At 62.2% G+C, this 24008-nt stretch carries 16 protein-coding genes, 1 tRNA gene and 1 pseudogene; 15 read left to right on the forward strand and 3 right to left on the reverse strand.

Annotation, left to right across the window (positions count from 1 at the left end; genetic code table 11):
- Positions 1-134: 134 nt before the first annotated feature.
- Together Q0X28_RS08040 and Q0X28_RS08045 are read right to left on the reverse strand one after the other, a co-directional pair.
- A tRNA-Leu gene (locus tag Q0X28_RS08040) sits at positions 135-221 on the reverse strand.
- A gap of 29 nt (positions 222-250) precedes the next feature.
- Entirely contained in the window at positions 251-1669 is a 1419-nt protein-coding gene (locus Q0X28_RS08045; protein ID WP_298577518.1) for a hypothetical protein, read from the reverse strand.
- A 371-nt stretch (positions 1670-2040) separates the two neighbouring features.
- Here Q0X28_RS08045 and Q0X28_RS08050 point away from each other — a divergent pair, with 371 nt between their 5' ends.
- The 13 genes and pseudogenes from Q0X28_RS08050 (at position 2041) to Q0X28_RS08110 (ending at position 20265) form a co-directional block, all read left to right on the forward strand.
- Entirely contained in the window at positions 2041-2823 is a 783-nt protein-coding gene (locus tag Q0X28_RS08050) for an FhaA domain-containing protein (RefSeq protein WP_296239354.1), read from the forward strand.
- Between the two features lie 201 nt (positions 2824-3024).
- On the forward strand, positions 3025-3519 hold the full coding sequence (locus Q0X28_RS08055; protein WP_296239352.1) for an FHA domain-containing protein: 495 nt from the start codon (positions 3025-3027) through the stop codon (positions 3517-3519).
- On the forward strand, positions 3516-4931 hold the full coding sequence (locus tag Q0X28_RS08060; RefSeq protein WP_296239351.1) for a PP2C family serine/threonine-protein phosphatase: 1416 nt from the start codon (positions 3516-3518) through the stop codon (positions 4929-4931). The genes Q0X28_RS08055 and Q0X28_RS08060 overlap by 4 nt, the downstream gene beginning before the upstream one ends.
- Complete coding sequence (locus Q0X28_RS08065; RefSeq protein ID WP_298577520.1) at positions 4932-6749, forward strand: FtsW/RodA/SpoVE family cell cycle protein; 1818 nt, start codon at positions 4932-4934, stop codon at positions 6747-6749.
- A complete protein-coding gene (locus tag Q0X28_RS08070; RefSeq protein ID WP_366937008.1) occupies positions 6742-8442 on the forward strand; it encodes a penicillin-binding transpeptidase domain-containing protein in 1701 nt (566 codons plus the stop codon). The genes Q0X28_RS08065 and Q0X28_RS08070 overlap by 8 nt, the downstream gene beginning before the upstream one ends.
- Positions 8439-10196, forward strand: coding sequence for a serine/threonine-protein kinase (locus Q0X28_RS08075; protein WP_298577523.1), 1758 nt, complete (start codon positions 8439-8441; stop codon positions 10194-10196). The genes Q0X28_RS08070 and Q0X28_RS08075 overlap by 4 nt, the downstream gene beginning before the upstream one ends.
- 9 nt (positions 10197-10205) lie before the next feature.
- Positions 10206-12530, forward strand: coding sequence for a Stk1 family PASTA domain-containing Ser/Thr kinase (locus Q0X28_RS08080; protein ID WP_298577525.1), 2325 nt, complete (start codon positions 10206-10208; stop codon positions 12528-12530).
- Positions 12531-12545: 15 nt separating this feature from the next.
- Positions 12546-13388 (forward strand): annotated as a pseudogene (pknB, locus tag Q0X28_RS08085) (Stk1 family PASTA domain-containing Ser/Thr kinase); the annotation flags it as partial.
- A gap of 723 nt (positions 13389-14111) precedes the next feature.
- Positions 14112-14978 carry a Stk1 family PASTA domain-containing Ser/Thr kinase gene (locus Q0X28_RS08090; RefSeq protein ID WP_296239389.1) on the forward strand — a complete coding sequence of 289 codons (867 nt, stop codon included), beginning with the start codon at positions 14112-14114 and terminating at the stop codon, positions 14976-14978.
- Positions 14978-16171, forward strand: coding sequence for a GDSL-type esterase/lipase family protein (locus Q0X28_RS08095; protein ID WP_298577527.1), 1194 nt, complete (start codon positions 14978-14980; stop codon positions 16169-16171). Before Q0X28_RS08090 ends, Q0X28_RS08095 begins: the two co-directional genes overlap by 1 nt.
- Positions 16172-16357: 186 nt before the next feature.
- The gene (locus tag Q0X28_RS08100) at positions 16358-17482 is read left to right on the forward strand and encodes a GDSL-type esterase/lipase family protein (protein ID WP_298577529.1); all 1125 of its coding nucleotides are present in this window, start codon (positions 16358-16360) and stop codon (positions 17480-17482) included.
- A 170-nt stretch (positions 17483-17652) separates the two neighbouring features.
- Complete coding sequence (locus Q0X28_RS08105) at positions 17653-18726, forward strand: GDSL-type esterase/lipase family protein (protein ID WP_296239338.1); 1074 nt, start codon at positions 17653-17655, stop codon at positions 18724-18726.
- A gap of 417 nt (positions 18727-19143) precedes the next feature.
- Positions 19144-20265, forward strand: a complete 1122-nt coding sequence (locus Q0X28_RS08110) for a GDSL-type esterase/lipase family protein (RefSeq protein WP_296239336.1) — start codon at positions 19144-19146, stop codon at positions 20263-20265.
- A 225-nt stretch (positions 20266-20490) separates the two neighbouring features.
- On the opposite strand, the gene Q0X28_RS08115 is transcribed toward Q0X28_RS08110, so the two are convergent.
- Complete coding sequence (locus Q0X28_RS08115; RefSeq protein WP_298577531.1) at positions 20491-21837, reverse strand: aminopeptidase C; 1347 nt, start codon at positions 21835-21837, stop codon at positions 20491-20493.
- A gap of 102 nt (positions 21838-21939) precedes the next feature.
- Here Q0X28_RS08115 and Q0X28_RS08120 point away from each other — a divergent pair, with 102 nt between their 5' ends.
- Together Q0X28_RS08120 and Q0X28_RS08125 are read left to right on the forward strand one after the other, a co-directional pair.
- The gene (locus Q0X28_RS08120; protein WP_298577533.1) at positions 21940-22719 is read left to right on the forward strand and encodes a hypothetical protein; all 780 of its coding nucleotides are present in this window, start codon (positions 21940-21942) and stop codon (positions 22717-22719) included.
- A 203-nt stretch (positions 22720-22922) separates the two neighbouring features.
- Positions 22923-23951: a hypothetical protein gene (locus tag Q0X28_RS08125; RefSeq protein ID WP_296239330.1), complete on the forward strand. Its 1029-nt coding sequence runs from the start codon at positions 22923-22925 to the stop codon at positions 23949-23951.
- The last annotated feature ends 57 nt before the right edge of the window (positions 23952-24008 follow it).

Consider the following 24008-nt stretch of genomic DNA (forward strand, 5'->3'; position numbering starts at 1 on the left):
CAAATCTAACCCCCGCGACACGCCGAGCCAGACACACATTTTGACCCTTAACCCCCACTGGTAGTGGGCATAAAAAACGGAGGCCATCGTGGTGATGACCTCCGTGGGGCTTGATTCTGTTATCGAAGCCACTGTGGTGGGCGAAGGGGGACTTGAACCCCCACGACCTTGCGGTCACTGGCACCTGAAGCCAGCGCGTCTGCCTATTCCGCCACTCGCCCGGAGTAACCAGTAGAGATTAACACACAGCCTAACGGAATGAAAAATCCTCACGGATAACCGGATACACTCCCAAAGCGTGCAGGTCACGGCTGTAGCGACGCATCATCTTCTTGGGGCCACAGATCACCGCAGACACCCCTTCCAGGTGGTCGCTATCAAGGCCGGGGGTTTCAACGATAATCTCCGCCGCAGTGTGGCGTTCGATTTCCGTGGTGTCACGAATGTGCACTTCCAGCCAGGAGAAGCGGTCTTCCCAGTAGTAGAGCTCTTCGGCGTAGGCGGGCTCGCCATGGTGGAAGAACCATACGTCAACCTTTTCCAGACCCAGCTGGTCGATGGCTTCCTGGGAAGCCACCTTGCGGATCTTGGAGGAGCTCACGCCGGAGCGGCGGATCTTTTCGTTAATGAGGTCGTCGATGGCGCGCAGCCAGGCAACGAAGGGGGTGATGCCGATGCCGGCGGCAATCCACACTTGGCAGGGGGTAGCCCGGCGCAGGTCGAGATCGCCGTAGGGGCCGCGGACCTTCACTTCCATGCCGACGCCCACTTTTTCGCGCAGGACACGGGTGTCAATGCCGGAGACTTTGATGGCTACTTGCATGACATCGCGGCTGGGGGCGGATACTTCGGTGAACGGGTGGGGCCCGTTGACGACGCCGGGAGCGGAGAGGGCCACGTATTGGCCGGGGCGGCCTTTGTGGAGGGGTTTCTCGTCGCTGGGTTCCATAGTGATTTCGACGGTCTTGGAGGCAAGGGAGCGGACGCCGGTGACGACCATCCGCTGGCCTTTAAAGACGAAGCGCTGCAGGAAGGAGGCGTAGATCCAGCAGCACACCCCGAAGACGGTGAGCAGGCTGAAGACAGTGGCGAGAATTGGGTCCTGGCGGAGCGGTGGGCAGGCCAGGTAGGCGTGGGCGAAGAGGAGGATGACCCAGACGCCGAGGAGGTCTTGGAAGACGCGCCACACATCGTAGGGCGGGTTGACGAACCAGGAGAGGGGGAAGCGGACTTTGCGGAGAGCGGGCCAGACGGGCACGAGTTGGGTGAAGACGGTAATGATGACGCAGAGGCCGATGAGGACAAGGGCGACGATGGCGACGATGTTCATGGCGCGGGGGCCGGCGATGGTGGTGCCGGTAAGGCTGGGGCTGAGAACGGCGAAGATGAAGCCGACGAGGCCTAGCCATTTTTGGATGTTGTGGCGTTGGTGGACGCCGCCCCAGCGGGCGTCGATGCCGGCGGAGTCGATGTTGAGGTAGAAGCTGAGGGAGAAGAGGTAGAGGGCAGTGATGCCGAAAAATCCGCCGATGCTGGTGGTGGCGGTGTCCCAGCTGGTGCGGGAGAACCAGAAGACGGCAAGTAGGATCCACACGGCGCCGGCGACGATGGGGCCGATGAGGGTGGAGCGGATAGGGGCGGACAGTACCCGGGACTCTGGGCTCGTCATTGTGGGTCTCCTCACAGTTCAAACTCTGTTGTACATACTAGCTGCGTTCGTGTAACACCGAGCACAAGTTGGGAATATGGTTCCCGGCGGGCACTGTGCGGCGGGCGCAGTGGGCACTGTAGCTACTCCTTACTGCGCGTTGAGCTGCAAAATGGCTACAATAACAACTGTTAAGAAACAATTTTCTCACTGACACTATGAACGGTTGAGGACGGGGTGGTGACGGGTCTCCCGCACTACTCGAACTGTCAGCAGAGCGTCACTGTGCCGGCGTTATCTCGCACACGACCGCGCCAACGATCGCGGTATTGTGCGGCAACGTGTGTGCGCGCTCTGCTGGGCAAACGCTGACCGGATGGAAAGGACACTCCATGGGCTTCATGCAGCGCTTCGAGCGTTCGCTGGAAACCTCTACCTCCGACGCCTTCGCGCGTGTCTTCGGCGGCGCTCTCACCCCCCTTGAGGTGGAGAATGCCCTGCGTCGTGAAGCCGGCGACAAACTCCAGGAACTCCCCGACGGCCAGCTGCTCTCCCCCAACCACTTCCTCGTCACCCTGTCCCCCAGCGACTTCCAGCGCTTCGCCGATGACGAGGCCACCTCGCCCCGCGTCGTCAGCCGCCACCTGGACTCCTACCTGTACGACCAGGACTGGGGTGTAGTGGGTGACGTCGTGGTGGAATTCACCAAATCCGATGACCTGCACGCCGGCCAATACCGGCTCATGAGCGAATGTAACGACAAGGTGGACGCACGGCAGCTGCCCCGCTCCATCGGCAGCGCCGCCAACTCTGCCCCCGCCAGCAACATAGCCCCCGGCCAGGAAGCTGCCGCGGAGCCCAGCGAAGAGGATGAGGACGCGGAGGGCTTCCGGGCCGCCATGCTGCTGGATAAGGTGACGGGGACACGCCTGTGTATGCTGAGCCCCGGCACTACCCTGGTGGGCCGAGGGGATGACGTGGACTTCCGCATTCCCGACACGGGAGTGTCCCGTCACCATGCGAAGATTGAGTGGAATGGGGCAGTGGCTACCCTCACCGACCTCAACTCCACCAACGGCACCGCCGTCAACGGTATTCGTATTTCCCAGTGGCAGTTGGCTAATGGGGACGAGATCATCATGGGCCACTCGCACTTCATTATCGAGATCCGTTAAGCCCCCTGCGAGCTCCGTGTGGGGTCGCAGCCCCAGCCTCGCCCGTTGCCGTTACTACCGGAACTCTCCCTGCTTGCCGCCCCACGCAGCTACTCCCGCACGAATAATCTCTCCTGCTAGTGGCCGTAGTTGCGTCCGAAACCGTAGAATAAAGAGAAGTATCGGTTTTTAGCCCTTGCATAGTTCAGGAAGGAGCAACACATGCAGGCACTCGTCCTCCAACTCGGGCGCTTCGGATTCCTCCTCCTGTTGTGGTTTTTCATCTGGCTCATCCTTCACTCGTTGAAGAACGACACGCTGGCCGCCTCCTTCGATCTGGCAGCTACCAACCGGAAGCCACGAAAAGGGAAAAACCGCAGCTGGAAGAACGCGTTCAAGCGTCCCCGGAGAGGCTCAGGCGGCAAAGTCGCCCGCTACCTCATGGTCACCCAAGGGCCCCTCGCCGGAGCCCGCATCACCCTCGGGGATCAACCCATTCTGCTGGGCCGCGCAGACGACTCCACGCTGGTCCTCAACGACGACTACGCCTCCGGCCACCACGCTCGCGTCCTCCCCCGCGGAGAAGACTGGTACCTGGAGGACCTCGGTTCCACCAACGGAACGTTCCTTGACCACGATCGCGTCACCACCGCCGTGAAAGTCCCGCTCGGAACCCCCATCCGGGTGGGCAAAACCGTAATCGAGCTACGCCCGTGACCTTAATTCTCAAGTATGCCGCCCGCTCCGACATGGGGCTTGTGCGAGGAAACAACGAAGACTCGGTGTACGCCGGGCCTCGCCTTTTGGCGCTCGCAGACGGCATGGGAGGGCACGCAGCCGGTGAAGTTGCCTCGCAACTCGTCATCTCTGCCATCTCCCCCCTGGACAACGACCAGCCGGGACACGACCTCCTCGACGAGATGCGCCGCCGAATCGACAGCGGCAACGACCTCATCCGCGACGCCATCTACGAGAACCCCAACCTCGACGGCATGGGCACCACCCTGGTCGCCATGCTCTTCGACGGCCCCAAAATGGCAATGGCCTCCGTCGGCGACTCCCGCGCCTACCTCCTGCGCAATGGGGAACTCCACCAGATCACCCGCGACGACTCCTTCGTGCAAGACCTCGTCGACGAGGGACGCATCACCCCCGAAGAAGCCTCCGTCCACCCCAAACGCAGCCTCATCACCAACGCCCTCATGGGCGGAGAATGCCGGCCGCACCTCACCATCCGCGAAGTGGCGGTAGGGGACCGCTACCTCATCTGCTCGGACGGCCTCTCCGACCCCGTCAGCTTCAGCACCATCGCCACCACCATGGCGCAAGGCACCCCGCAGGAATGCGCCGACCGCCTCATCGACCTGGCACTCCGCTCCGGCGGCCCCGACAACGTCACCCTCATCGTCGCCGACGTCGTGGAAGACGACTTCGGGCCCACCCACCCGGTCCTCGGCGGTGCCGCCGCTAAAGGCGTCGACACCCCCGCCAACGGGATCCGCACAGACTCCGCCGCCGTGCGCGCCGCCAACCTGGCAGCCGCCCAACGCGCCACTCCCACCCGCATCGAGGCAGACGCGTCTGGTGACGGGTCCACCGGTGACACCACCAGCGACGACGACACCGCCGGCTCCGGCGGCAAGCGGAAAGGGAAGCGCCGCGGCATGAGCCGCAGCGCGAAAAAACTCACCGCCATCATTGTCAGCATGGTGCTGCTGTGCATCGGCATTCTCGCCGGGGTAGTCAGCTACACCTACAACAACACCTACTATGTGGGGCTCAATGACAAGGGCGAAGTGCTCATCTACAAGGGCCTCAACAAGTCCTGGATCACCCCGTTGAGCGGCCACCCTGACTCCGTGCTGTGCGAATCCGCCATCTACGACGCGGACTCCGTCCCCGCCGACTGCCAGCACCTCACCCTGGATGACTTCACCCAGGCCCTCCGCACCGAACTGGTATCCGACAAGGTCTTCCACTCACAGGAAGAAGCCCGCAACTACCTGACGCGGGCCATCGCCTCCGGGCTCATCCCCGAATGCGACCCCAATCCCATCATCATTTATGACGCCACCGGACAACCTGTGGGACAGAAGGACCACCCGGTGCCCTGCCGAAAGGCGAAGTAAATGGCATCTTCATCGAAGTCCAGCAAAGCAAACCGCCGCAAACTGCGCGGCGCCAGCGCCTCCGTCACCGCCGACTCCCCGGCGGTCGTCAACGCGCCCGGCTCCGGCGTGCAAGATTCTGCCGTCACCGCCGAAGAAGCCGTCGCCATCCTGGAAAAGACCGCCCGGAAACGCCGCGGCATGGAACTCGTCCTCATGCTGCTGTCCGCCACCTTGGTCATTATCGCCATGGGGATCATCCAGTACACGGTGCGCGGCCACCTCTCCTGGGACATCCTCATCAGCGGCCTGTCCTTCGTCGCCATTTGCATCATCCTCAACATTGCGATGCGCGTGCTCGCCCCACAGGCCGACCCGTTCATTCTGCCCCTCGTCACCATGCTCAACGGCATCGGGTTGGTGCTCATTAACAGGCTGGACCTCAGCAACTCCGGGAGCACTACCGCTGGCATGACGGAAGGCACCCGACAGATCATCTGGACCTTCATCGCGGTCGTCCTCTTCGTGCTGGCCCTCTGGATGGTACGGGACCACCGGGTGCTCAGCCGCTACAGTTACACGCTGGGCCTCGTCGGCCTCATCCTGCTGGCCATCCCCGCCATCCTGCCCCGCAGCATGTCCGAGGTGAACGGCTCCAAGATCTGGATCCGCACCCCCTTCCTCTCCATCCAGCCCGGCGAGTTCTCCAAGATCGTCCTCATCATCTCCATCGCCGCCATCCTCGTGTCGAAGCGGGAACTGTTCGCCACCACCGGCCGGCAAGTGTTCGGCATTGAACTGCCGCGTGCCCGCGACCTCGCCCCCATCCTCGTCGTGTGGGTCGTGGCCGTCCTCATCCTGGTCCTGGAAAAGGACCTTGGTACCTCCCTCCTTATCTTCGCCACCGTCCTCACCATGATTTACATCGCCACCAACCGCGTGAGTTGGTTGCTGATAGGCGTCATCGGTTTCGCGACGGCGGCGCTCATCGCCTACTTTGCGTTCAGCCACGTGCAAGTACGCTTCGCCACCTGGTGGGACCCCATTAAGTACTTCGACACCAACGGCTACCAGCTATCCCAGGCACTCTTCGGCCTGGCCACCGGCGGGGTGGCCGGCTCCGGCCTGGGCCACGGCCGCCCCGACCTGGTGCCCTACGCGTCCACCGACTTCATCATCTCCACCGTGGGTGAAGAACTCGGCTTCATTGGTCTGGCCGCTGTACTGGTGTGCTACGCCATCATCGTGCAGCGCTGCTTCCGCACCAGCCTGCTGGTCCGCGACTCCTTCGGCAAGCTCATGGTGTCCGGACTCGCCTTCACCATGGCCTTCCAGGTGTTCGTGGTGGCCGGCGGTGTCACCCGCGTGATCCCACTGACCGGCCTCACCACCCCCTTCCTCTCCTACGGTGGCTCCTCCCTGCTGGCGAACTACCTGCTGGTGGCACTGGTGTTGCGGGTGTCCGATGCGGCGGCTCGGCCGCTGTCCCTGCCTGCCGGCACCAAACTACCCCCGGCGGGAAGTAAAGTTCTCACCCGCGCTAACCGGGTGAAGCTCTCCAAGCAGCAAAAAGCAGAGATGTCTGCCGCACCAGCCGGCGCACCCGCATCCGCACCGGCCAACGCACTCACGCCCGCACCAGAACCTGCTGGGCAGGAACCACCGACCGTCCTTAACGTGGTTGACGAACTGCCCGTCTACCAGTCCGCCGAGGATGCCGACAACTCCGCCGCCGGAGCGAGCGGCACCAAGTCCACTGGCACCGAATCCAGTGACGCCGACAGCTCCACCACCGAATCTGCAACCGAGTCCGCCAAAGAGGAGGGAAACAATGAATAAGACCATCCGCCGAGTCGTCGTCTTCGCCGGCGTACTCCTCGTTGTCCTCCTCCTCAACCTCACCTGGGTGCAAGTCATCCACGCCCCCGAACTGCGCAACCACCCGCGCAACTTCGCCCGCACCCAACTCACCCAATTCGGCCGCCAACGCGGCCAAATCACCGCCGACGGCGTAGTCCTCGCCTCCAGCCACTACGACGAAGCCACCAAGAAATTCCACCGCGTCTACGGCAAGAACGCCGACATGTGGTCCCCCATCACCGGCTACTTCAGCCTCTACTCGCGCTCCGGCATCGAATACGCCGAAGACGCCATCCTCTCCGGCCAAGACGACAAACTCTTCGGAGACCGCGTCATTGACCTCTTCACCGGCCGCGACCCCCGCGGCGGCAACGTCGCCCTCACCATCAAACCCGACATGCAGGAAGCCGCCTGGAACGCCCTGCAAACCGGTGTCGGAGCCGGCCCTCTCGTAGGCGGTGTCGTCGCCATCCAACCCTCCACCGGCGCCATCCTCGCCCTCGCCTCCAGCCCCAGCTACGACCCCACCCCCCTCGCCAGCTTCAGCAACACCGCCGTCAACAACTACGACGAGCAACTGCGCGCCATGCGGCCCTCCCCGCTCATCAACCGCGCCACCGCTGAACCCCTGCCGCCCGGATCCACCTTCAAGGTCGTCACCACCGCCGCGCTGCTCCGCAAAGGTGTCAACGCCAACACCTACGTCAGCAACGCCCCCCGCACGATCCTCCCCGACACCGTCACCCCACTGGAAAACTACGGCGGCGAATACTGCGGCGGCAGCACCTTCGGCATGGCCTTCGCCTACTCCTGCAACGTCCCCTTCGCTGACCTCTCCCGCAAACTCACCGTCCGGGAATTCCAGCACACCGCCGAATCCTTCGGCATAGGAGAAACCTACGACATCGGCGTCAACGAAATGGCCAGCACCATCGGCGACATTCCCGACGCCGCCGCCCTCGCCCAATCCGCCATCGGCCAGCGCAACGTCGCCCTCACCCCCCTCCAGAACGCCATCATCGCCGCCACCATCGCCAACAACGGTGTCCGCATGAAGCCGTACCTGGTGGAAGCCGAAACCGCCCAGGACCTCTCCGTCCTCTACGAGGCGAAGCCTAAAGAACTCAACCGGGCCATCTCCGAAAAGGTCGCCAAACAGCTCACCAAGCTCATGATTACAGCCGAACAATACGCTGGCGGCGCCAACACACTCACCGTTCCCGTCGCCTCCAAGACCGGCACCGCCGAGCACGGCACCGACTCCAAGAACTCCATCCCCTACACCTGGTACATCGCCTTCGTCCCCGGACATGACGTCGCTGTCGCCGTCATGATCGAAGGCGGCGCCGGCGTCAACCGCGGTTCCGTGGGCGCCACCGTCGCCGGCCCCGTCGGCCGCGCCGTCCTCAAGGCCGCCCTCGGCCAGCCCACCCCGAAGCCCGTCACTCCCACGTACAGCAACCCCAGCTACCAGAACGCTCCCAGCTACCAGCCCACCCCCACCTACACCGCCACCGTCACCCCCAATTACCAGGGCAACGGCAACGGAGGTAATGGTAACGGCGGCACCGGTAACGGCACAGGGACCGCTGGCAACGGCAACGGCAACAGTGGAAACGGCAACACCACCGGCAACGGTGGCACCAACACGGAAGGCGGTGACGAGGAATGATCATCAAACCCGACACCATCATCGGCGGCCGGTACACCATTGAATCCCTCATCGCTACCGGCGGCATGGGCCAAGTCTGGATGGCCAACGACACCGTCCTCGACCGCAAAGTCGCCATCAAAATCCTCAAAGCCGAATTCTCGGCCGACCGGAACTTCCTCACCCGCTTCCGCGAAGAGGCTCGCACCACCGCCCGCCTCAACCACCCCAACATCGTCTCCGTCTACGACTACGGCGAATTCCAAGACGCCGACGGCGGCGACCCCATCGCCTACCTTGTGATGGAACTCGTCCACGCCGAATCCCTCAGCCACGCCCTCGGACGCCTCACCACCCTCACCGTCGCCCAAACCCTGGACATGCTCTCGCAAACCGCCCAGGGCCTCAGCGCCGCCCACGAAGAAGGCATCATCCACCGGGACGTCAAACCCGGCAACATCCTCATCACCCCCCGCGGCCGCGTCAAAATCAGCGACTTCGGCATCGCCAAAGCCGTCGACTCCGTCCCCATCACCCGCACCGGCACCGTCATGGGCACCGCCCAATACATCAGCCCCGAACAGGCCGTCGGCAAAGACGCCACCAGCGCCTCCGACACCTACAGTCTCGGCATCGTCGGCTACGAAGCCCTCTGCGGCAAACGCCCCTTCGACGGGGAAGGCTCCGTCTCCGCCGCCATGGCACACGTGACCGCCAGCCCCAACCCACTGCCCAACAGCATCCCCGCCAACGTCCGCGACCTCATCGCCATCGCCCTACGCAAAGACCCAGCCGCCCGCTACAAAGACGGCGCCGAATTCGCCCGCGCCGTCTCCCAAGTACAAGCCGGCAACCCCGCCCCCCTGCCCGAATTCGTCCTCGACAACGGCCCCGTGGGTGCCAACACCGGCAACAACCTCGACCTCCCCACCAGCATGCAGCCCACCGAACGGATTACCGCCGCTGGTGGAGCAGGCCGCACCGCCAGCATGGGCGCAGCAGGAGCAGCCGGAGCCATCGCCGGAGCAGCAGGAGCAGCCGCCGCACAGTTCAACAACGCCCCCACCGAACTGTTGGGACAACCCGGCGGCGGACTGGTGACGGGCTCCAACGTACAACGCCCCGACGGCCAGTACGTCGTCCCCTCCTCCGCCCTGCCCTACCAAACCGGCTACCAAAACATGCCCGGGCAGGTCGGCCAACCCACCCAGCCCAACCAGCCCGGCCTCACTGGTGGCGTACCCGTACAAGGCGGCCCCTACCCCTCCAGTGCCCCCCGCAAAACCCCCACCAAGGAGGAGCCGCGCGGCCTCGGCGCCGGCCAGGTCATCTTTATTGTGCTGGGAGTGCTGCTCGTTATCGCCCTCATCGCCTACGGTGCCTACATGCTGCTAGGAAAGACGGACCTCCCCACCAACCAGCCCAGCGAGCAACCCACCGTCACCCTCACCCAAACGCTCACCAACTCCCCAGAGAGCAGTGAGTCCGAGGAACCCTCCAGCTCCGACACCCCCACCGTCGACATTACGGAGGATGAGGAGCCGTCATCCTCCGACACCGAAAGCAGCACCAAGAGCAAAACCAAGACCTCCAAGACGAAGCCGACAAAGACCAGCCACAGTTCCACGGAGCCCACCAGCAGCTCGTCGAGCAGTTCGTCCGATAGCAGCTCGTCCACCTCGGCTAGCGCCACAGAGCCCACCAGCACCACCGAGGCCTCCGCCACAGTGAAGCCCCGCTCCACCACCACGACAGAGCACCCGCAGGAACCTTAGGACATTTACGTGATTACCGGACGACTCAACGGACGCTACGAGCTGGGCGAAGCACTCGGCTACGGCGGCATGAGCGAAGTGCGCGCCGCCCGCGACACCCTGCTCAACCGCGATGTCGCGATCAAGATCCTGCGTAAAGACTTGGCCCGCGACCACAACTTCCTGGAACGCTTCCGCCGCGAAGCCCGCAACAGCGCACGTCTCAACCACCCCAACATTGTCGCCATCTACGACACCGGCGAATGCGTCACCGACGACGGCACCCTCGCCTACATCGTCATGGAACGCCTAGGTGGCCGCACCCTCCGCGAACTTGTCGGCACTGAAGGCGCCCTGCCCATTAAGCAGGCCCTGAGGCTCATCGCGCAGGTCGCCAATGCCCTCGACTACAGCCACCAAATGGGCATCGTGCACCGGGACATCAAACCTGCCAACATTATGCTCACCCTCACCGGTACCCCCAAGGTGATGGACTTCGGCATCAGCCGCGCCGCCGACGACATGCAGTCACTCACCCAGACCGCCACCGTGTTCGGCACCGCCCAATACATCAGCCCCGAACACGCCATGGGCCACAAAATCGACTACCGTGCCGACATTTATGCCCTCGGCTGTGTCCTCTACGAGTGTCTCACCGGCCAGCCTCCCTTCCAGGCAGAAACCGCTGTGGCGGTGGCATGCAAGCATGTGCAGGACGCCCCCATACCGCCCAGCAACATCCGCCCAGAGATCAGCCCCGAGCTGGATGCGGTGGTTCTGAAGGCGCTGGCGAAGCGGCCCGAGGATCGCTTCGCCAACGCTGGCGATTTCCAGGGTGCCCTCGAAAACATTTTGGGTGAGAAGGTTGCCACCCGGGTGCAGCTGCCCGATTACCAGAAGATGGGCGCCACCCTGGCTGCTGACACCGCCCCCACTGAGTCCTTTGCTACCGCTACCTCCATCCTGCCCATTCAGGTTCGCCCCCTGGATGAGCTGGACTCTGATAAGGAGGAGGGTGACGGTGACGGGTCCTTGGCGGGCTTGGCTGCTCCCGGTGGGCCCGCTGACCCCTACTATGCTCCCGCTACTGCCCAACTGGGCGCGGCGGGCGCTGGTGTTGCCGGTGCAGCTGCGTGGGGTGCTGCGCAAGGCGGCTACGCCGACACGAACAACAACGGCCCGTACAACAACGGCTACCAAGGGGCCTTCCCGGAGCAGGGAGGCTACCCGCCCAGTGCCGGCCCGGCGCAGGGCCAGAATGGGGCAGGCTACCCCGGCTACGGCCCGGCAGGCGCGGGCGGCTGGGGAGGCGCCGGAACAGCCAGTGTCGCCAGCTTCGACGACGGTAATGGGCAGCGCCCCAACGGCGCCCCAGCCGATTCCCGTAGCGACGCGGACGAGCACTCCGACGGTAAGTCCGGGGGGAAGAAGCGCGGCCGCGCCGCCCTTATTGCGGTGGCGTCGGTGCTCGGTTTGCTGTTGGCTGGTACCGGTGTCTACTACGGTGTCGTCACCAACCCCAACGTCAACATGGCCGCCTACAGTGACCTGCAGGACTATCAGGGTCGGGACGCCCGCCCCATCTATGATTCTCTGGTGAAGGACGGCTACACCGTCAACGTCGTCACCAACTACATGCGTACCCAAACCAACGGCACCATTATCCGCACGAACCCGCCGGCCGGCTCGAAGGTGAACAAGGAAACTCCCATCACCATCTATGTGGCCACCGGTGGTGAGCCCATTGAGGTTCCCGACGTCGCCGGCAAGAGTGTGGATGAGGCCCGCGCCACCCTTCTCCTCATGGGCATCCCGGTGGAATCCGCCACCAAGGTCCGGCCCTCGGAGCGCAGCAAGAAGGGTGATGTTATTGGCACCAGCACTCCCGCCGGGGAGAACATTCCTCCGAACAAGAGCATCCAGATTTATGTGGGTAGTGGCCGTCCGGCCGTCCGCATGCCATCTGTGATCGGGGACGAGGAGAACGTTGCCAAGGAGAAGGTCGCTAAGGCGAAGCTGAAGGTGCGGGTACAGATGACGAAGTCGTCGAAACCGCGCGGTACTGTCGTGTCGCTGAAGAATGCCGGCCAAGACCTGTCCGAGGGTGACACGGTCACCCTAGTGGTGTCTGACGGCTCGCTCATCGTCATGCCGGACCTGGTGGGTGAAACCGTGGGTTCCGCCCGCAGCATGCTGGCAGAGGCGGGCTGGGACGGCCAGCTCAACCGCTCCCGGGCCAGCACTCTCAACATTGCACGCATCGGCCGGGTAGCAAAGCAGTACCCGGCGGCGGGGGCTGAGGTGGACAAGGATTCCGCCGTCAGCATCACCGTATACGAATTGAATCTGCCGTAAGGAGGCCACCCAACAATGGAAGGACTGCTTTCCAATCGCTACGAGCTGGGGGACATCCTCGGATATGGCGGGATGAGCGAAGTTCGCATAGCTGTGGACACTGTTCTGCAGCGCGAGGTCGCTGTTAAGATCCTGCGTCCGGACCTGGCTCGGGACCCATCCTTCCTGGAACGCTTCCGGCAGGAGGCCCAGAATAGCGCAAAGCTCAACCACCCCAACATTGTCGCTATCTACGACACGGCGGAAGCCGAGACTGATGAGGGCGTGTGCCCCTACATTGTCATGGAGCTGATTCGCGGCCAGACGCTGCGCGACATGGTGCACGAGGACGGTGCTCTCTACCCGCAGCGCGCCATGCACATTGTCTCCGACCTGTGTGATGCGTTGGATTACAGCCACAAGATGGGTGTGGTGCACCGCGATGTGAAGCCCGGCAATGTCATGATTACCAGCACCGGCAAGGTGAAGGTGATGGACTTCGGCATTTCCCGCGTGGTGGACGCCCCCAGTGCCATGACGGCAACCTCCCAGGTGATCGGTACTGCCTCCTACCTGTCCCCGGAGCAGGCGCGCGGCCAGAACGTGGACTTTCGCTCAGATATTTATGCTGCCGGCTGTGTGCTGTATGAGGCCATTACCGGCCAGCCGCCGTTTGAGGGCGAGTCTGCCCTGTCGGTGGCCTACCAGCATGTGCAGGAGGATCCGGTTCCACCTAGCCACCTCAACGAGTTAGTGTCCGCTGGCCTAGATGCGGTGGTTTTGAAGGCTATGGCGAAGAATCCGGAGGATCGCTACCAGTCTGCCGCCGATATGGAGGCGGATTTGGTGACGGTGCTGCACGGGCAACGGCCGATGGCGATGAAGAGTGACGCTACCTTGGTGCAGCCGGTGCTGACCGATGAGGATATTGCCCGGATGGCGGCGGAACGCCAAGCGGCTGGTGTTGTGCCAGGCGCTGGTCTGCTGGGTGCAGGCATGTTAGGTGTCGGCGCGGCTGGCGCAGGTGCTGCTGGTGCGGGTGCTGCTGGTGCCGCCGGCGCAGGCGAGGGGAGTGGTGCCGGTGACGGTGCAGCCTCCTCCGCAACCGACCAACCCGCCAACATTGGCGAAATGATGGCGGCTGCCGCGGCGGCTGGCCAAGCTAACTCGCGACAAGCCAGCGAGGATACCAAAAACACTACCGCCGACCAGCGCAAACCCATTAACGAAAAGGGTGTGCGCTTCGGTGCGATGCGCGACGACGACCACCACCCCGGCCTCAAGAACAGTGCCGCCGGCGCTGGCGCTACCGCCACCGCTGATGCTTCCGGCGCCGATACCGCCGGCAAGGCAGAGGGTGACGGCGCTACCACAACAGGTGACGGGACCGACGCCGCCACCTCCGACGGCGCCGACGCATCTGCACACACCACTAACGGCGCCACCTCCGACACCAAGAATGGCAAAGCTGACGGCACCAATAACCTCAGCCAGCCGGAACCCCTGGAGGCACCAGTCTCCAAGAAGCAGTCGAAGCGGAAGAGCGTCCGCCGCCACTTCAAGAAACTCGGCATTGCGTTGCTCGTCCTCATTGGTCTGTCCATGACGGGCATTGTCATTACCGAAGCCGTCACCGGTGTCAGCATCTTCTCCAACCAGCTGGCCGTCCCCGACGTCACCAACCTGAAAGCCAACGACGCCACCGACCGCCTGCGCCAGCAAGGCCTGCGCGTGGATCTGCAAACGGAAGCCTCCAACACGGTTCCGCGCGGCATGGCCATCCGCACCGACCCGGCCGCCAGCACCATGGTGGCTCGCGGTGGGCGCGTCACCCTCATTGTGTCCTCCGGTAAGGGACCCATTGTGGTGCCGGATGTGCAAGGCATGAGCGAAGAGGCCGCCCGTGAGAAGCTCACCATGGCGGGCCTCAAGGTGGCCAGCGAGGTGCGCCGCGTGCCCTCCGACGAGGACATGGCTGACAAGGTGGTGAAGTTGTCCGTGCCGCTGGGCTCCACTGTATCCCCGTCGCAGGAAGTGACCATCCTGCTGGGTACTGGTGACTCTGCCACCTTCATCCCCTCCACAGTTGGTATGACGGAAGCGCAAGCTCGCAGCAACCTGGAGGATGCTGGCTTCTCTGTGAAGGTGAAGAAGATTCACTCCAGCAAGCCGAAGGGCACGGTGGTGAGCACCAGCCCGAAGGAGAAGGCCAACAAGGGCGCCACCGTCACCATTATGGTGTCTGACGGCAGCGGCATCACCATGCCGAACGTGCGTGGCCTCAGCCAGGATGAAGCGGTGCGCCAGCTGCGTGCCGCCGGCTGGGACGGCACCCTCAGCGTGAAGAAGGTGCGTACCACCAACTTCTCGAAGTCCGGCCAGGTGAAGGACCAGAGCCCCGAGCCCGGTTCCGACATTCCCGAAGATGGAACCGTTGTTCTGCAGGTCTACGATGTGAGCCTTTTCTAATGAAAATCTCTCCCACTCGTATTCTGTCCGCCCTCGGGGCAGCACTTACCAGTGCTGCCCTGGTGGGTGGGCTGCTTGCTCCCTCGGCCTCCGCCCAGGCTTCCACCGTATCCACCCCGGCTTCTACGGCCTCCGCCTGGGCTTCCACAGCCGCCACCCAAACACTTGCCCCGCAATGGATTGGCGACCCCTGGCCGGACAGCCCCGGCTTCCCCCTGCCCTACACCCCACCCGACGGGTCGGGCAGGCTCGACTTCGGTATCCGCGATACCACTCCTGCCCCCTTCACCTTGCTGAACTATGGCGGCATCCCCTTGAAGGGCCCCAACTTTGTCAATATTGGGGACTCTTACACCACCACCACCTTCTACGGGACCACTCTGGTGGAGCCCTGCTTCCGCAATGCTGTGGGGTTCGCCCCGGCGGTGGCGGCTCAGGTGAAACTGCCTCCCCGCGATGCCGCTTGCCCCGGTGCCGGGATCGAGAACTACTGGCACACCATGAAGTCCTTCCAGTTCCCTGTCCCGAAGATGCCGCAGCGACTGGCCATCAATAAGGACACGCAGCTGGTAGTGGTGAGCCTGGGTGGCAACGACGCCTACACGGAATCCATGGTGGCGCTTGCCCTCACATGTGTGGCCTCCTGGGCGAGCCCGACAGAGCGGCTGTCCAGCAACCCGTGTGAACGGCGTGTCGGTACCCGTCTGTTCAGCCGGGCGAAAGCCATGGAGCGTGCACTCACCTATGTGTTGAAGGACGCGAAGAAACGAGCGAATAAGGACGCTGTGGTTATCGCCATGGGGTACTTCAACCCCTTCCCGCCGGCTGCCGAGTACTGCTGGGAACGTGCCCTCGCCCCGGTGGGGGACCTGAAGTTTGTTCACCATCTTTTTGTGACGATCAATGAGTCGGTGCGGCGGGCCGCAAAGAGTGCTGGTGTGCTGTACTACAACCCGGCGGCAGAGGAGGCCTTTGCCCGCTCCAGCTGTGGGCTACCGTTGTACCGGCTGATCTCCATTTCGGGTTTGCCGGAGTTTGGGGTGCCGTTCCACCCCACGCTGACGGGTCACTGGAACATGTCGAAACACGTTTCCTCCCTTTATGAGGAGGAATTGGAGGCGCGGCGGCATGGCCGGAGTATTGCCCGGCAGACGTGGCAGGTTAGTCCTGGCAGCAAAGATGCCATTCTGTAGTAACAAAACTCACCTTTCTTCCCATCACTAAACGTAAGCTAGAAGCTGCACTGTAAGCTGTGGCCGACTACTCCTACCGGTCCCATCGCTCGCTACTGTGTAACCCTTGTTAGACCCAGCCCCGCGCTGGGAACACGTTTCAGTACCTGCTGTCGCCCTGCGGCAGCCAGCGATTGGAGGAAATCCATGGGACGCTACCACAAAGCGTGTCTTGCGATCGCAGCCGCCGTCAGCCTGCTAGCAGGCTCCGTATGGGGCACCGGCACCGGCTTCGCCAAAGAAATCGACCCCAACGACCCCGATTACAACACTCCCGGATTCCCGCTCCCCACCGTAGAAAACGACGAGAACGACAGCCCCCTCACCGGCGGTCGCATTGACTGGGGAATCACCGATGACACCCCCGCCCCCTTCACCGTGTTGAACTACGGCGGCCTACCCCTGCCCGTTGACAATTTCGTCAACATTGGGGACTCGTACACCACGACCGCCTTCTACGCCACCACCCTGCCAGAACCCTGCTTCCACAATGCCATTGGCTTCGCCACCGCAGTAGGTGCGCAGACCGGCCTCGCCGTCCGTGACGCTGCCTGTGCCGGCGCGGGTATTCCCTTCTACTGGCACACCATGAAGTCCTTCCAGTTCCCCGTAGCGAAGGCACCCCAACGCCTCGCCATCGATAAACACACCAAACTCGTGGTGGTCTCGCTGGGCGGCAATGACACCTACACCAACTCCATGATTGCGGTGCTGGCGGGCTGCATTGCCAGCTGGTCTATCCCCAAGTACTACAACCAGGGCAACCCGTGTGCCCGCAAGATGGCCCCCGAAATGATGCCGCGCGCGAAGGCGCTGGTGCCGGCCCTCACCTACATGTACAAGGATGCGAAAAAGCGGGCAGCTAAGGATGCCGTGGTTATCGCCATGGGCTACTTCAACCCCCTGCCGATGAACACCGAAAACTGCCTCATTGACGGTCCCGCCCCCAAGGGCGACCTGAAGTTCATCAACGAGATCTTCACCGTCATCAACCGCTCCATCCGCACTGCCGCCAAGAAGGCGGGGGTGCTCTACTACAACCCCTCTGCGGAGCAGACCTACGCGCAGACCAGCTGCGGCGCCCCGTTTGCCCGCATGATTTCTATTACCGGCCTGCCGGAGTACTCGGTGCCGTTCCATCCCACGCTCACCGGCCACTACAATGCGGCGGAGCATGTGGTGAAGCTGTACAACCAGGAGTTGACGGCTCGCCAGCGCGGCACGACCATTGCCCCGCAGACCTGGAAGGCCCCCTACCATCCAGCGAACTAGTTGCCGAGTGTGAGTAGCTAGCGCGGGTGCCGGTTGTGAGTGCTATGTGTAGGGAGTGCTGGCGTCTCGCCAGTAGACAGTTTTTTACATAGTGGTAAATAACAATTGTCTAGAAGATGAACAAGCGCCTAAGATTGTGCCTACTTGTTCGTTTGTCAAGGAGTATCACTATGCGTAAACGCCTCCAGCGCTCCCTCACCGCCGGTCTCTCCGCCGGCTTCTTACTGGTCGGGACCTTGGGACAGACAGCCGCCTGGGCTGCCACCGAGCCCAACCCCGAACCCACCCCCGGTTTCCCTCTCGCCGGTAAGTACGATTACCCGGACGATAAATCCGATATTCGCGATTCCACTCCTGCTCCCTACACCGTCATCAACTACGGCGGTATCCCCACCAAGAGCCCGAACTTTGTGAACGTTGGTGACAGCCACACCGCCACCGCCTGGATCCCCACCACTATCCCCGAACCCTGCCTCCACAATGCGTTGGGCTTCGCGCAGGTTGTGGGCCAGAAGACCGGCCTGGATGTGCGGGATGCGTCCTGCGCTGGCGCCGGCATTGAACACTACTGGCACACCAAGCCCACCTACCTGGGCGACATCCCCAAGGCTGCGCAACGCCTCGCCATCAACAAGAACACCAAGCTGGTGGTGGCCTCGCTGGGTGGTAATGACACTTATGAGGATGCCATGGCTGTGGTGGTCGCAAAGTGCACCGACTATTGGAAGAAGAAGCAGGCGTGTGCCACCTACCTGCGTCCGCAGATGATGAGCCGCGCCGAGGCATTGTCCCCCGCCATGTACTACATGCTGAAGGACATTAAGATGCGGGCGGCAAAGGATGCGGTGGTTATTGGTATGGGGTACTACTCCCCCATGCCGCGGAACTACAAGGGCTGCTGGGCGGATGGTCTGCTGCCCGCTGGCGACCTGAAGCTCATTCACGACTATGTGGTGGAGCTGAACCATCAGATGCAGATGGCTGCAAAGAAAGCTGGCGTCATCTTCTACAACCCCTCCCAGTACATCACCTTTAAGACGTCAGGCTGCGGTACTGCCCAGGATCGTCTGATCACGATGACGGGCTTCCCGGAGGTGAATACCCCGATCCATCCGACGCTGCGGGGCCAGTGGCTGTCCGCTGACACTGTAGTGAAGCTCTACAACCAGGAGCTGGCGGCACGGAAGGCTGGTACGTCTATTGCACCGGCTACGTGGACGGTTTCCTACGACACCAAGGGCTAGTTATGCAGCACCTTTAGGGGCGTTTGGGGGCGCTTAGGGGTGTGTGTCGACTAACAGAATAATGAGCACGGCAGGTGCCCTCTTTGTGGGGTACCTGCCGTGTATGTATGTTTGCTGAAAACTTTTAGGGGATGAAGTGTTCTTAAGTGTTTACACTCTGACACTCGTGACAAATTTGCGACAACTTTATTCTAGTTGTTGCAGTACTCTAGAAAACACAAGACCTGCCACCCACAAACTAAGAGAATCCACTATATTTGCAGTTTAAAGCATATTAAGTTATGACACTCCGCGTTTCCTATGCCTCACAATATGAGCATTATGAACACGATCACATTTATTAAATCATGGGTGGATGATTATTATGTCATTCGGTTGTATGCATACAACACTACTTATTTATAACAAGGAGAACCCATGCAGCACTCCACTCCCCATGCCCTAATTGCCGGCATTGCTGCCAGTCTGCTGCTCGTCACCAGCACCGGCCATGGCCTCGCCTGGGCGGACGACAATGACGACGCCGCTCCCGGAACCGTCATCAACGAGCCCGGAGCCGAAACCAACCCCATGCCCACCCCCGGCTTTCCCCTGGGCGGCAAATACAACTACCCCGCCAAAGGATCCGACTTCAACGACTCCACCCCCGCGCCCTACACCGTCATCAACTACGGCGGCATCCCCCACAAGGGCCCCAACTTCGTCAACATCGGAGACAGCCACACCGTCACCGCCTGGCTCCCCAGCACTGTCCCCGGCGACCCCTGCATGCACAACGAATTCGGATTCGCACAGGTAGTAGGACAAAAGACCAGCCTGCCCGTGCGTGACGCCTCCTGCGCCGGCGCCGCCATCGAAGAATACTGGCATACTGGCTCCACCTTCGTCGGTAAAATCCCGAAGGCCGCCCAGCGCCTCGCCATCAACAAGAACACCACGCTCGTTGTCGCCTCTCTCGGCGGCAACGACACCTACCTGGATACCGCCGCCGAACTCATGACTAAGTGCGCCAAGCGCTGGAAGAAGGGCGACGCCTGTTCACCCTACCTAGCCCCATCTATGATGGGACGCGCCCGGGTCCTATCCCCCGCTATCTACTACATGCTCAAGGACATTAAGGCCCGCGCCGCCAGCGACGCCATCATCATCGCCATGGGCTACTACTCGCCGTTCCCCAAGAACTTCGACGGATGCCCGGCCGAGAAGATTGTTCCCAAGGGTGACATAGTGTTTTTCCGCGAGTTCGTGGAGGAGCTCAACCACCAGATGCAGCTGGCTGCGAGGAAAGCCGGCGTCATCTTCTACAATCCCTCCCAGTACATCGACTTCAACACCTCCTCCTGCGGTGCTCCTTTCCAGCGGTACATCGTGACGGCCGGTGCGCCCGAGATCAACATGCCAATTCACCCCACCCTCTTCGGCCACTGGAAGTCCGCAGACACCGTAGTGAACCTCTATAACCAAGAACTGCAGGCCCGCAAGGCCGGAGAGTCCATCGCCCCCGCCACCTGGACCATCCCCTACGGCGTGCGCGGATAACTCACCCCGCTGCCGCGCACAGCTCACTGGCACGCCTTCCTGGCTTGCCCCTGAGCGTGCACGCTACACCCCTCCTACCAGAAAGGGATTCTTTTCTTTAGATAACCCCATACAACACAGCAGTGCGGCAGCCTCTTGCGGAGGGCTGCCGCACTGGTTGTGTAGTGAGTTTGGGTAGAGAGCTTGGGTAGCGAGCTCGTTTGAGGGGCTCATGCAGATGGCGAGTTAGGCCAGGGCGCCCATCGGGTCCCAGGCGGGCAGCACAATAGGCTCCTCGCCGGCGTCCACCACTGCCCGCAGGTCGGCGGGCAGGCGGTCCTTGTGGATGGCGATTTCGAACACGTACTCGTCGAACCAGGAGGCGTTCATGGTGAAGAAGCCCTTGTCGGCGATGTCCTCGCCCCAGCTGTTTTCCACCCGGAAGCGGCGGGCGTTGCCGTCATCGTCCACATCCACACCCACGAACACCATGGCATGGGTCATCAGGCTGTCGCCGTAGATCAGACGGTTGGCCTTGTCGAGGGTGAGGTCCAGGCTGTAGGCGCCCTCGTAGTCGTACAGGTGGGCGTCCCAAATGCCGAGGTCGCGGCTGGACTGCTTGTTGGTGTCGCAGCCGAACCACACCGGCTCGCCGTCAACGATGGTCTCCTTGACGGCTGTCTTCAGCACGTCGATGGGGGCGTTGAGGTAGGTGACGGGGGTGCCGCCCACCACGTTGCCCAGCCGGTCCACCGTGTAGGTTTTGCCGTATTCGCTGGTGGGGCGCGGGTCGTTGACGACGCACACGTAGTCGTCCAGGTCCACAGTGATGTACTTTTCGGCGAACTCCAGCGGGGTCATGCGCCCGGCGCGGGTGAAGTTCTTGTCCTTGTCCTGCCACTCCCACTCGAAGTCGGTGGGTGGGGTGCCCAGGTGGATGGCAAGCACCCGGTAGATGGTGCTGAGGATGTTCTGCTTCGCGGCGTCCACCTTCTGCGGGTCGGCGGCTGCCTTGCCACCCTCGGAGGCGATGAGGTCGCGCAGGTCGTGGGCGCCTTGGCGGAGCAGCGTCTGCAACGTCTCGTTGAGGGAGGCGGTGCAGCTGGAGGATTCGGTTTCCGGCATGGCGCTCTTCGGCACAACACCGTACTTCTTCACGAGGGCGACGAACATGTTCCACTGGCCGCCGTCACCGATCGGGTCGGAGAGCAGGTGGTGGACGGTGCGGTCGTCGGCATCGGCGTCCGCCAGGTCGATCATGGATTCCAGGAAGTAATTGGATTTCTCCAGCTTGTCCCAGAAGAGCATCCAGTTCTGGGAGAACTCGAAGTCTTTGACGTTGAGTTGGGTGGCGGCTGCGTAGCGCAGGGAGTTGAGGCCGGAGAAGAGCCAGCAGCGGCCGGACTTCTTTTGGTTGGTGGCCTTCCAGTCATCAAGGCGGTGGCTGACGGTCTTGTCGATGCCGACGGCGATGGTGCGGTCCATCGCGACTTTCTTGATGGGGGATTCGGTGACGGCGTTTTGCATCAGCCGGTTGATGGGGCTGGCGGCGAAGTCGTCCTGGTAGCTGGCCAGGTTGTCCGCGGAGATCATTCCGTGTCCTGTCCTTTCTCTGCGCTCGCGGGGTGTGTGGGTTGACGTCTTCCAGCCTACTCGCCTGGTCCATTGTGGTGCAGGTGGGGCGTCCGGCACGGGGTGGCGGCGCAGATTATGGTGACGGAGCTGGCGACGGGGACGTTGCAGGCGCTGGTAGACGGCACGTGGATTACTGCTTGGCGGACGGGGGCGGTGGCGGCCCATAGTGCGCTGCTCTTCGGCAATGCTCACCCGCTACACGGGGAGTTCACCGACGTGCAGCGCGTGGGCGTGGTGGGCTTGGGCAATACGGCGGCGGCGTGTCTGCATGTGTTGGCAGAGGCCCGCCCGGAGCGCTTGTTCGAGGTGACGGTGCTGGAATATAAGGATCAGCATGAGCGGTTCGCGGAGCGGTTTGGTGAGTTCCCCAATGTGCGGATGCGGTCGGTGGCCGATATGCGTGAGTTGGTGGGGGAGAAGGATGTGGTAGTGAGCGCTGCCAGCCACTTCGATGGCGACCAGTGTGAGCCGGGTTGGTTTGCGCCTGGCACTACCGTCATCCCTATTTTTAAGGTGGGCTTTAATAATCTAACTCCGGTGTTTGACCTGGTGTTTGTGGATGACGTGGAGGGGATTAAGGGGTGGGCTGGAGGCCAGAATATTGCGGATCCGGTGGAGGTTGCCTCGGTGGTGCGGGGTGAGCATTCGGGACGGACAGCGGCGGAGCAGCGCATTGTGTGCCATAACTTGGGGATTGCGTTACACGACATTTATTGGGCGTCGCGTTTGTTGGATTTAACGTGTTGTGACGGGTCCGATTCCGCCGATGGCAACAATCTTTACACTATGTCATCGACCGAGGTGGACTTGGGGGCGCCGGCTTCGCGCGTGTGGGTGTAAATTGGCACTCTTCCTAGCTGGGTTTTTGTTCACTGAGAGAAGATTTGCTTAACACTTTCGGCAAAAGTGCAACTTTTTAAACTTTTTTTCGGAATCGATTAATGGCCTTTGAAGTTGCCATTTATCCGCTTGAAATTTCGTACAGCCCATAGTTCATGGAAACACCCTGATAGAAGCAAATATCGGGTGTTAGGATCCAAACTATGAACACTCAAACCTCATTCGCTAAGCGCATCGTCGCCCTCGGTGCTGCCGCTGGCCTCGGATTCTGCCTCGCTCCCCTCACCGCAGCTAGCGCTGAGGCCGCCGAAGTAACTAAGCCTATTGCTCAGGACTGCCACTCCAATGGCGTTCCCCTCGACTTTAACGCTGACATGGTCCGTGATGGCGACCACGTCACCATCACCACCCCCGACGACGTCAAGGTTGGCGACGAGTACACTATTACCGTCGACTACCGCCCTGACACCATTATCGGAAAGCAACAGGGCGCCGATGTTATCGAAATGCAGAACATCGCCGTTCGCTGGGCCATCAACGACCCGAGTGCCTTCGTCACCGCCAAGATGCTCAACAACGGCAAGGCTCTCACCGGCCCGGCCAAGATGAGCCTGGTTGGTGGTAACCGCCTCGTCTTCTCCAACATGAACGTCGCCGTCAACGGCAAGGACACCGTCTGGTACCCGCCGACCTTCCAGGTCACCTTCAAGGCCACCAAGGCTGGCAAACTCCCCACCCTGCACCAGGTTGTCGAAGGCCCTGCCGGCCAGCGCAACAATCCGGAAAACTGGATTGTCATGGACAACCACGTCAAGCACCCCCTCCTTGGCGACAAGACCTTCCACATGAACTGTATGGCCACTGCTAAGGGCGGCGGAAACCTTGAGCCCACCCTCGCAACCGTGAAGGCTGCCCCGGGCGCCAACGGAGCCACCGTTGCCGAGAACAAGGCTGGCGACAAGAAGTCCAACAACGATGCCAAGAAGGGCTCCGAGGCGAAGGGCACCAACGCCAAGTCCTCCGAGAGCAACTCTGCTAACAGCAGCACTGTCGACTCCGACGGACTCATCCGTGAGGATACGGACTCCAGTGTTGATGCCAGCACCACCAGCACCGACGAAGGCATGCCCGGCTGGGGCATCGCCCTCATCGTGATTGTCTGCCTCGCTGCTGTCGGTGGCATCGGCTACGGTATCTACCGTGCTCAGCAGAAGAAGAAGGGCAACGCCTAAAGCTGCGCCTCGCGGATCTACTCCTCCCAACGCCACTAGCACTGGACGGTAGCACCC

The organism is uncultured Lawsonella sp. (assembly GCF_947252745.1).
Lineage (GTDB): Bacteria > Actinomycetota > Actinomycetes > Mycobacteriales > Mycobacteriaceae > Lawsonella.

Excerpts from the sequence above, each read along its gene's own strand:
- Q0X28_RS08095 (WP_298577527.1), top strand. The coding sequence starts at position 14,978 with ATGAAAATCTCTCCCACTCGTATTCTGTCCGCCCTCGGGGCAGCACTT.
- Q0X28_RS08125 (WP_296239330.1), top strand. The coding sequence starts at position 22,923 with ATGAACACTCAAACCTCATTCGCTAAGCGCATCGTCGCCCTCGGTGCT.
- Q0X28_RS08075 (WP_298577523.1), top strand. The coding sequence starts at position 8,439 with ATGATCATCAAACCCGACACCATCATCGGCGGCCGGTACACCATTGAA.
- Q0X28_RS08045 (WP_298577518.1), bottom strand. The coding sequence starts at position 1,669 with ATGACGAGCCCAGAGTCCCGGGTACTGTCCGCCCCTATCCGCTCCACC.
- Q0X28_RS08100 (WP_298577529.1), top strand. The coding sequence starts at position 16,358 with ATGGGACGCTACCACAAAGCGTGTCTTGCGATCGCAGCCGCCGTCAGC.
- Q0X28_RS08070 (WP_366937008.1), top strand. The coding sequence starts at position 6,742 with ATGAATAAGACCATCCGCCGAGTCGTCGTCTTCGCCGGCGTACTCCTC.
- Q0X28_RS08090 (WP_296239389.1), top strand. The coding sequence starts at position 14,112 with ATGACGGGCATTGTCATTACCGAAGCCGTCACCGGTGTCAGCATCTTC.
- Q0X28_RS08055 (WP_296239352.1), top strand. The coding sequence starts at position 3,025 with ATGCAGGCACTCGTCCTCCAACTCGGGCGCTTCGGATTCCTCCTCCTG.
- Q0X28_RS08115 (WP_298577531.1), bottom strand. The coding sequence starts at position 21,837 with ATGATCTCCGCGGACAACCTGGCCAGCTACCAGGACGACTTCGCCGCC.
- Q0X28_RS08065 (WP_298577520.1), top strand. The coding sequence starts at position 4,932 with ATGGCATCTTCATCGAAGTCCAGCAAAGCAAACCGCCGCAAACTGCGC.
- Q0X28_RS08105 (WP_296239338.1), top strand. The coding sequence starts at position 17,653 with ATGCGTAAACGCCTCCAGCGCTCCCTCACCGCCGGTCTCTCCGCCGGC.
- Q0X28_RS08110 (WP_296239336.1), top strand. The coding sequence starts at position 19,144 with ATGCAGCACTCCACTCCCCATGCCCTAATTGCCGGCATTGCTGCCAGT.
- Q0X28_RS08050 (WP_296239354.1), top strand. The coding sequence starts at position 2,041 with ATGGGCTTCATGCAGCGCTTCGAGCGTTCGCTGGAAACCTCTACCTCC.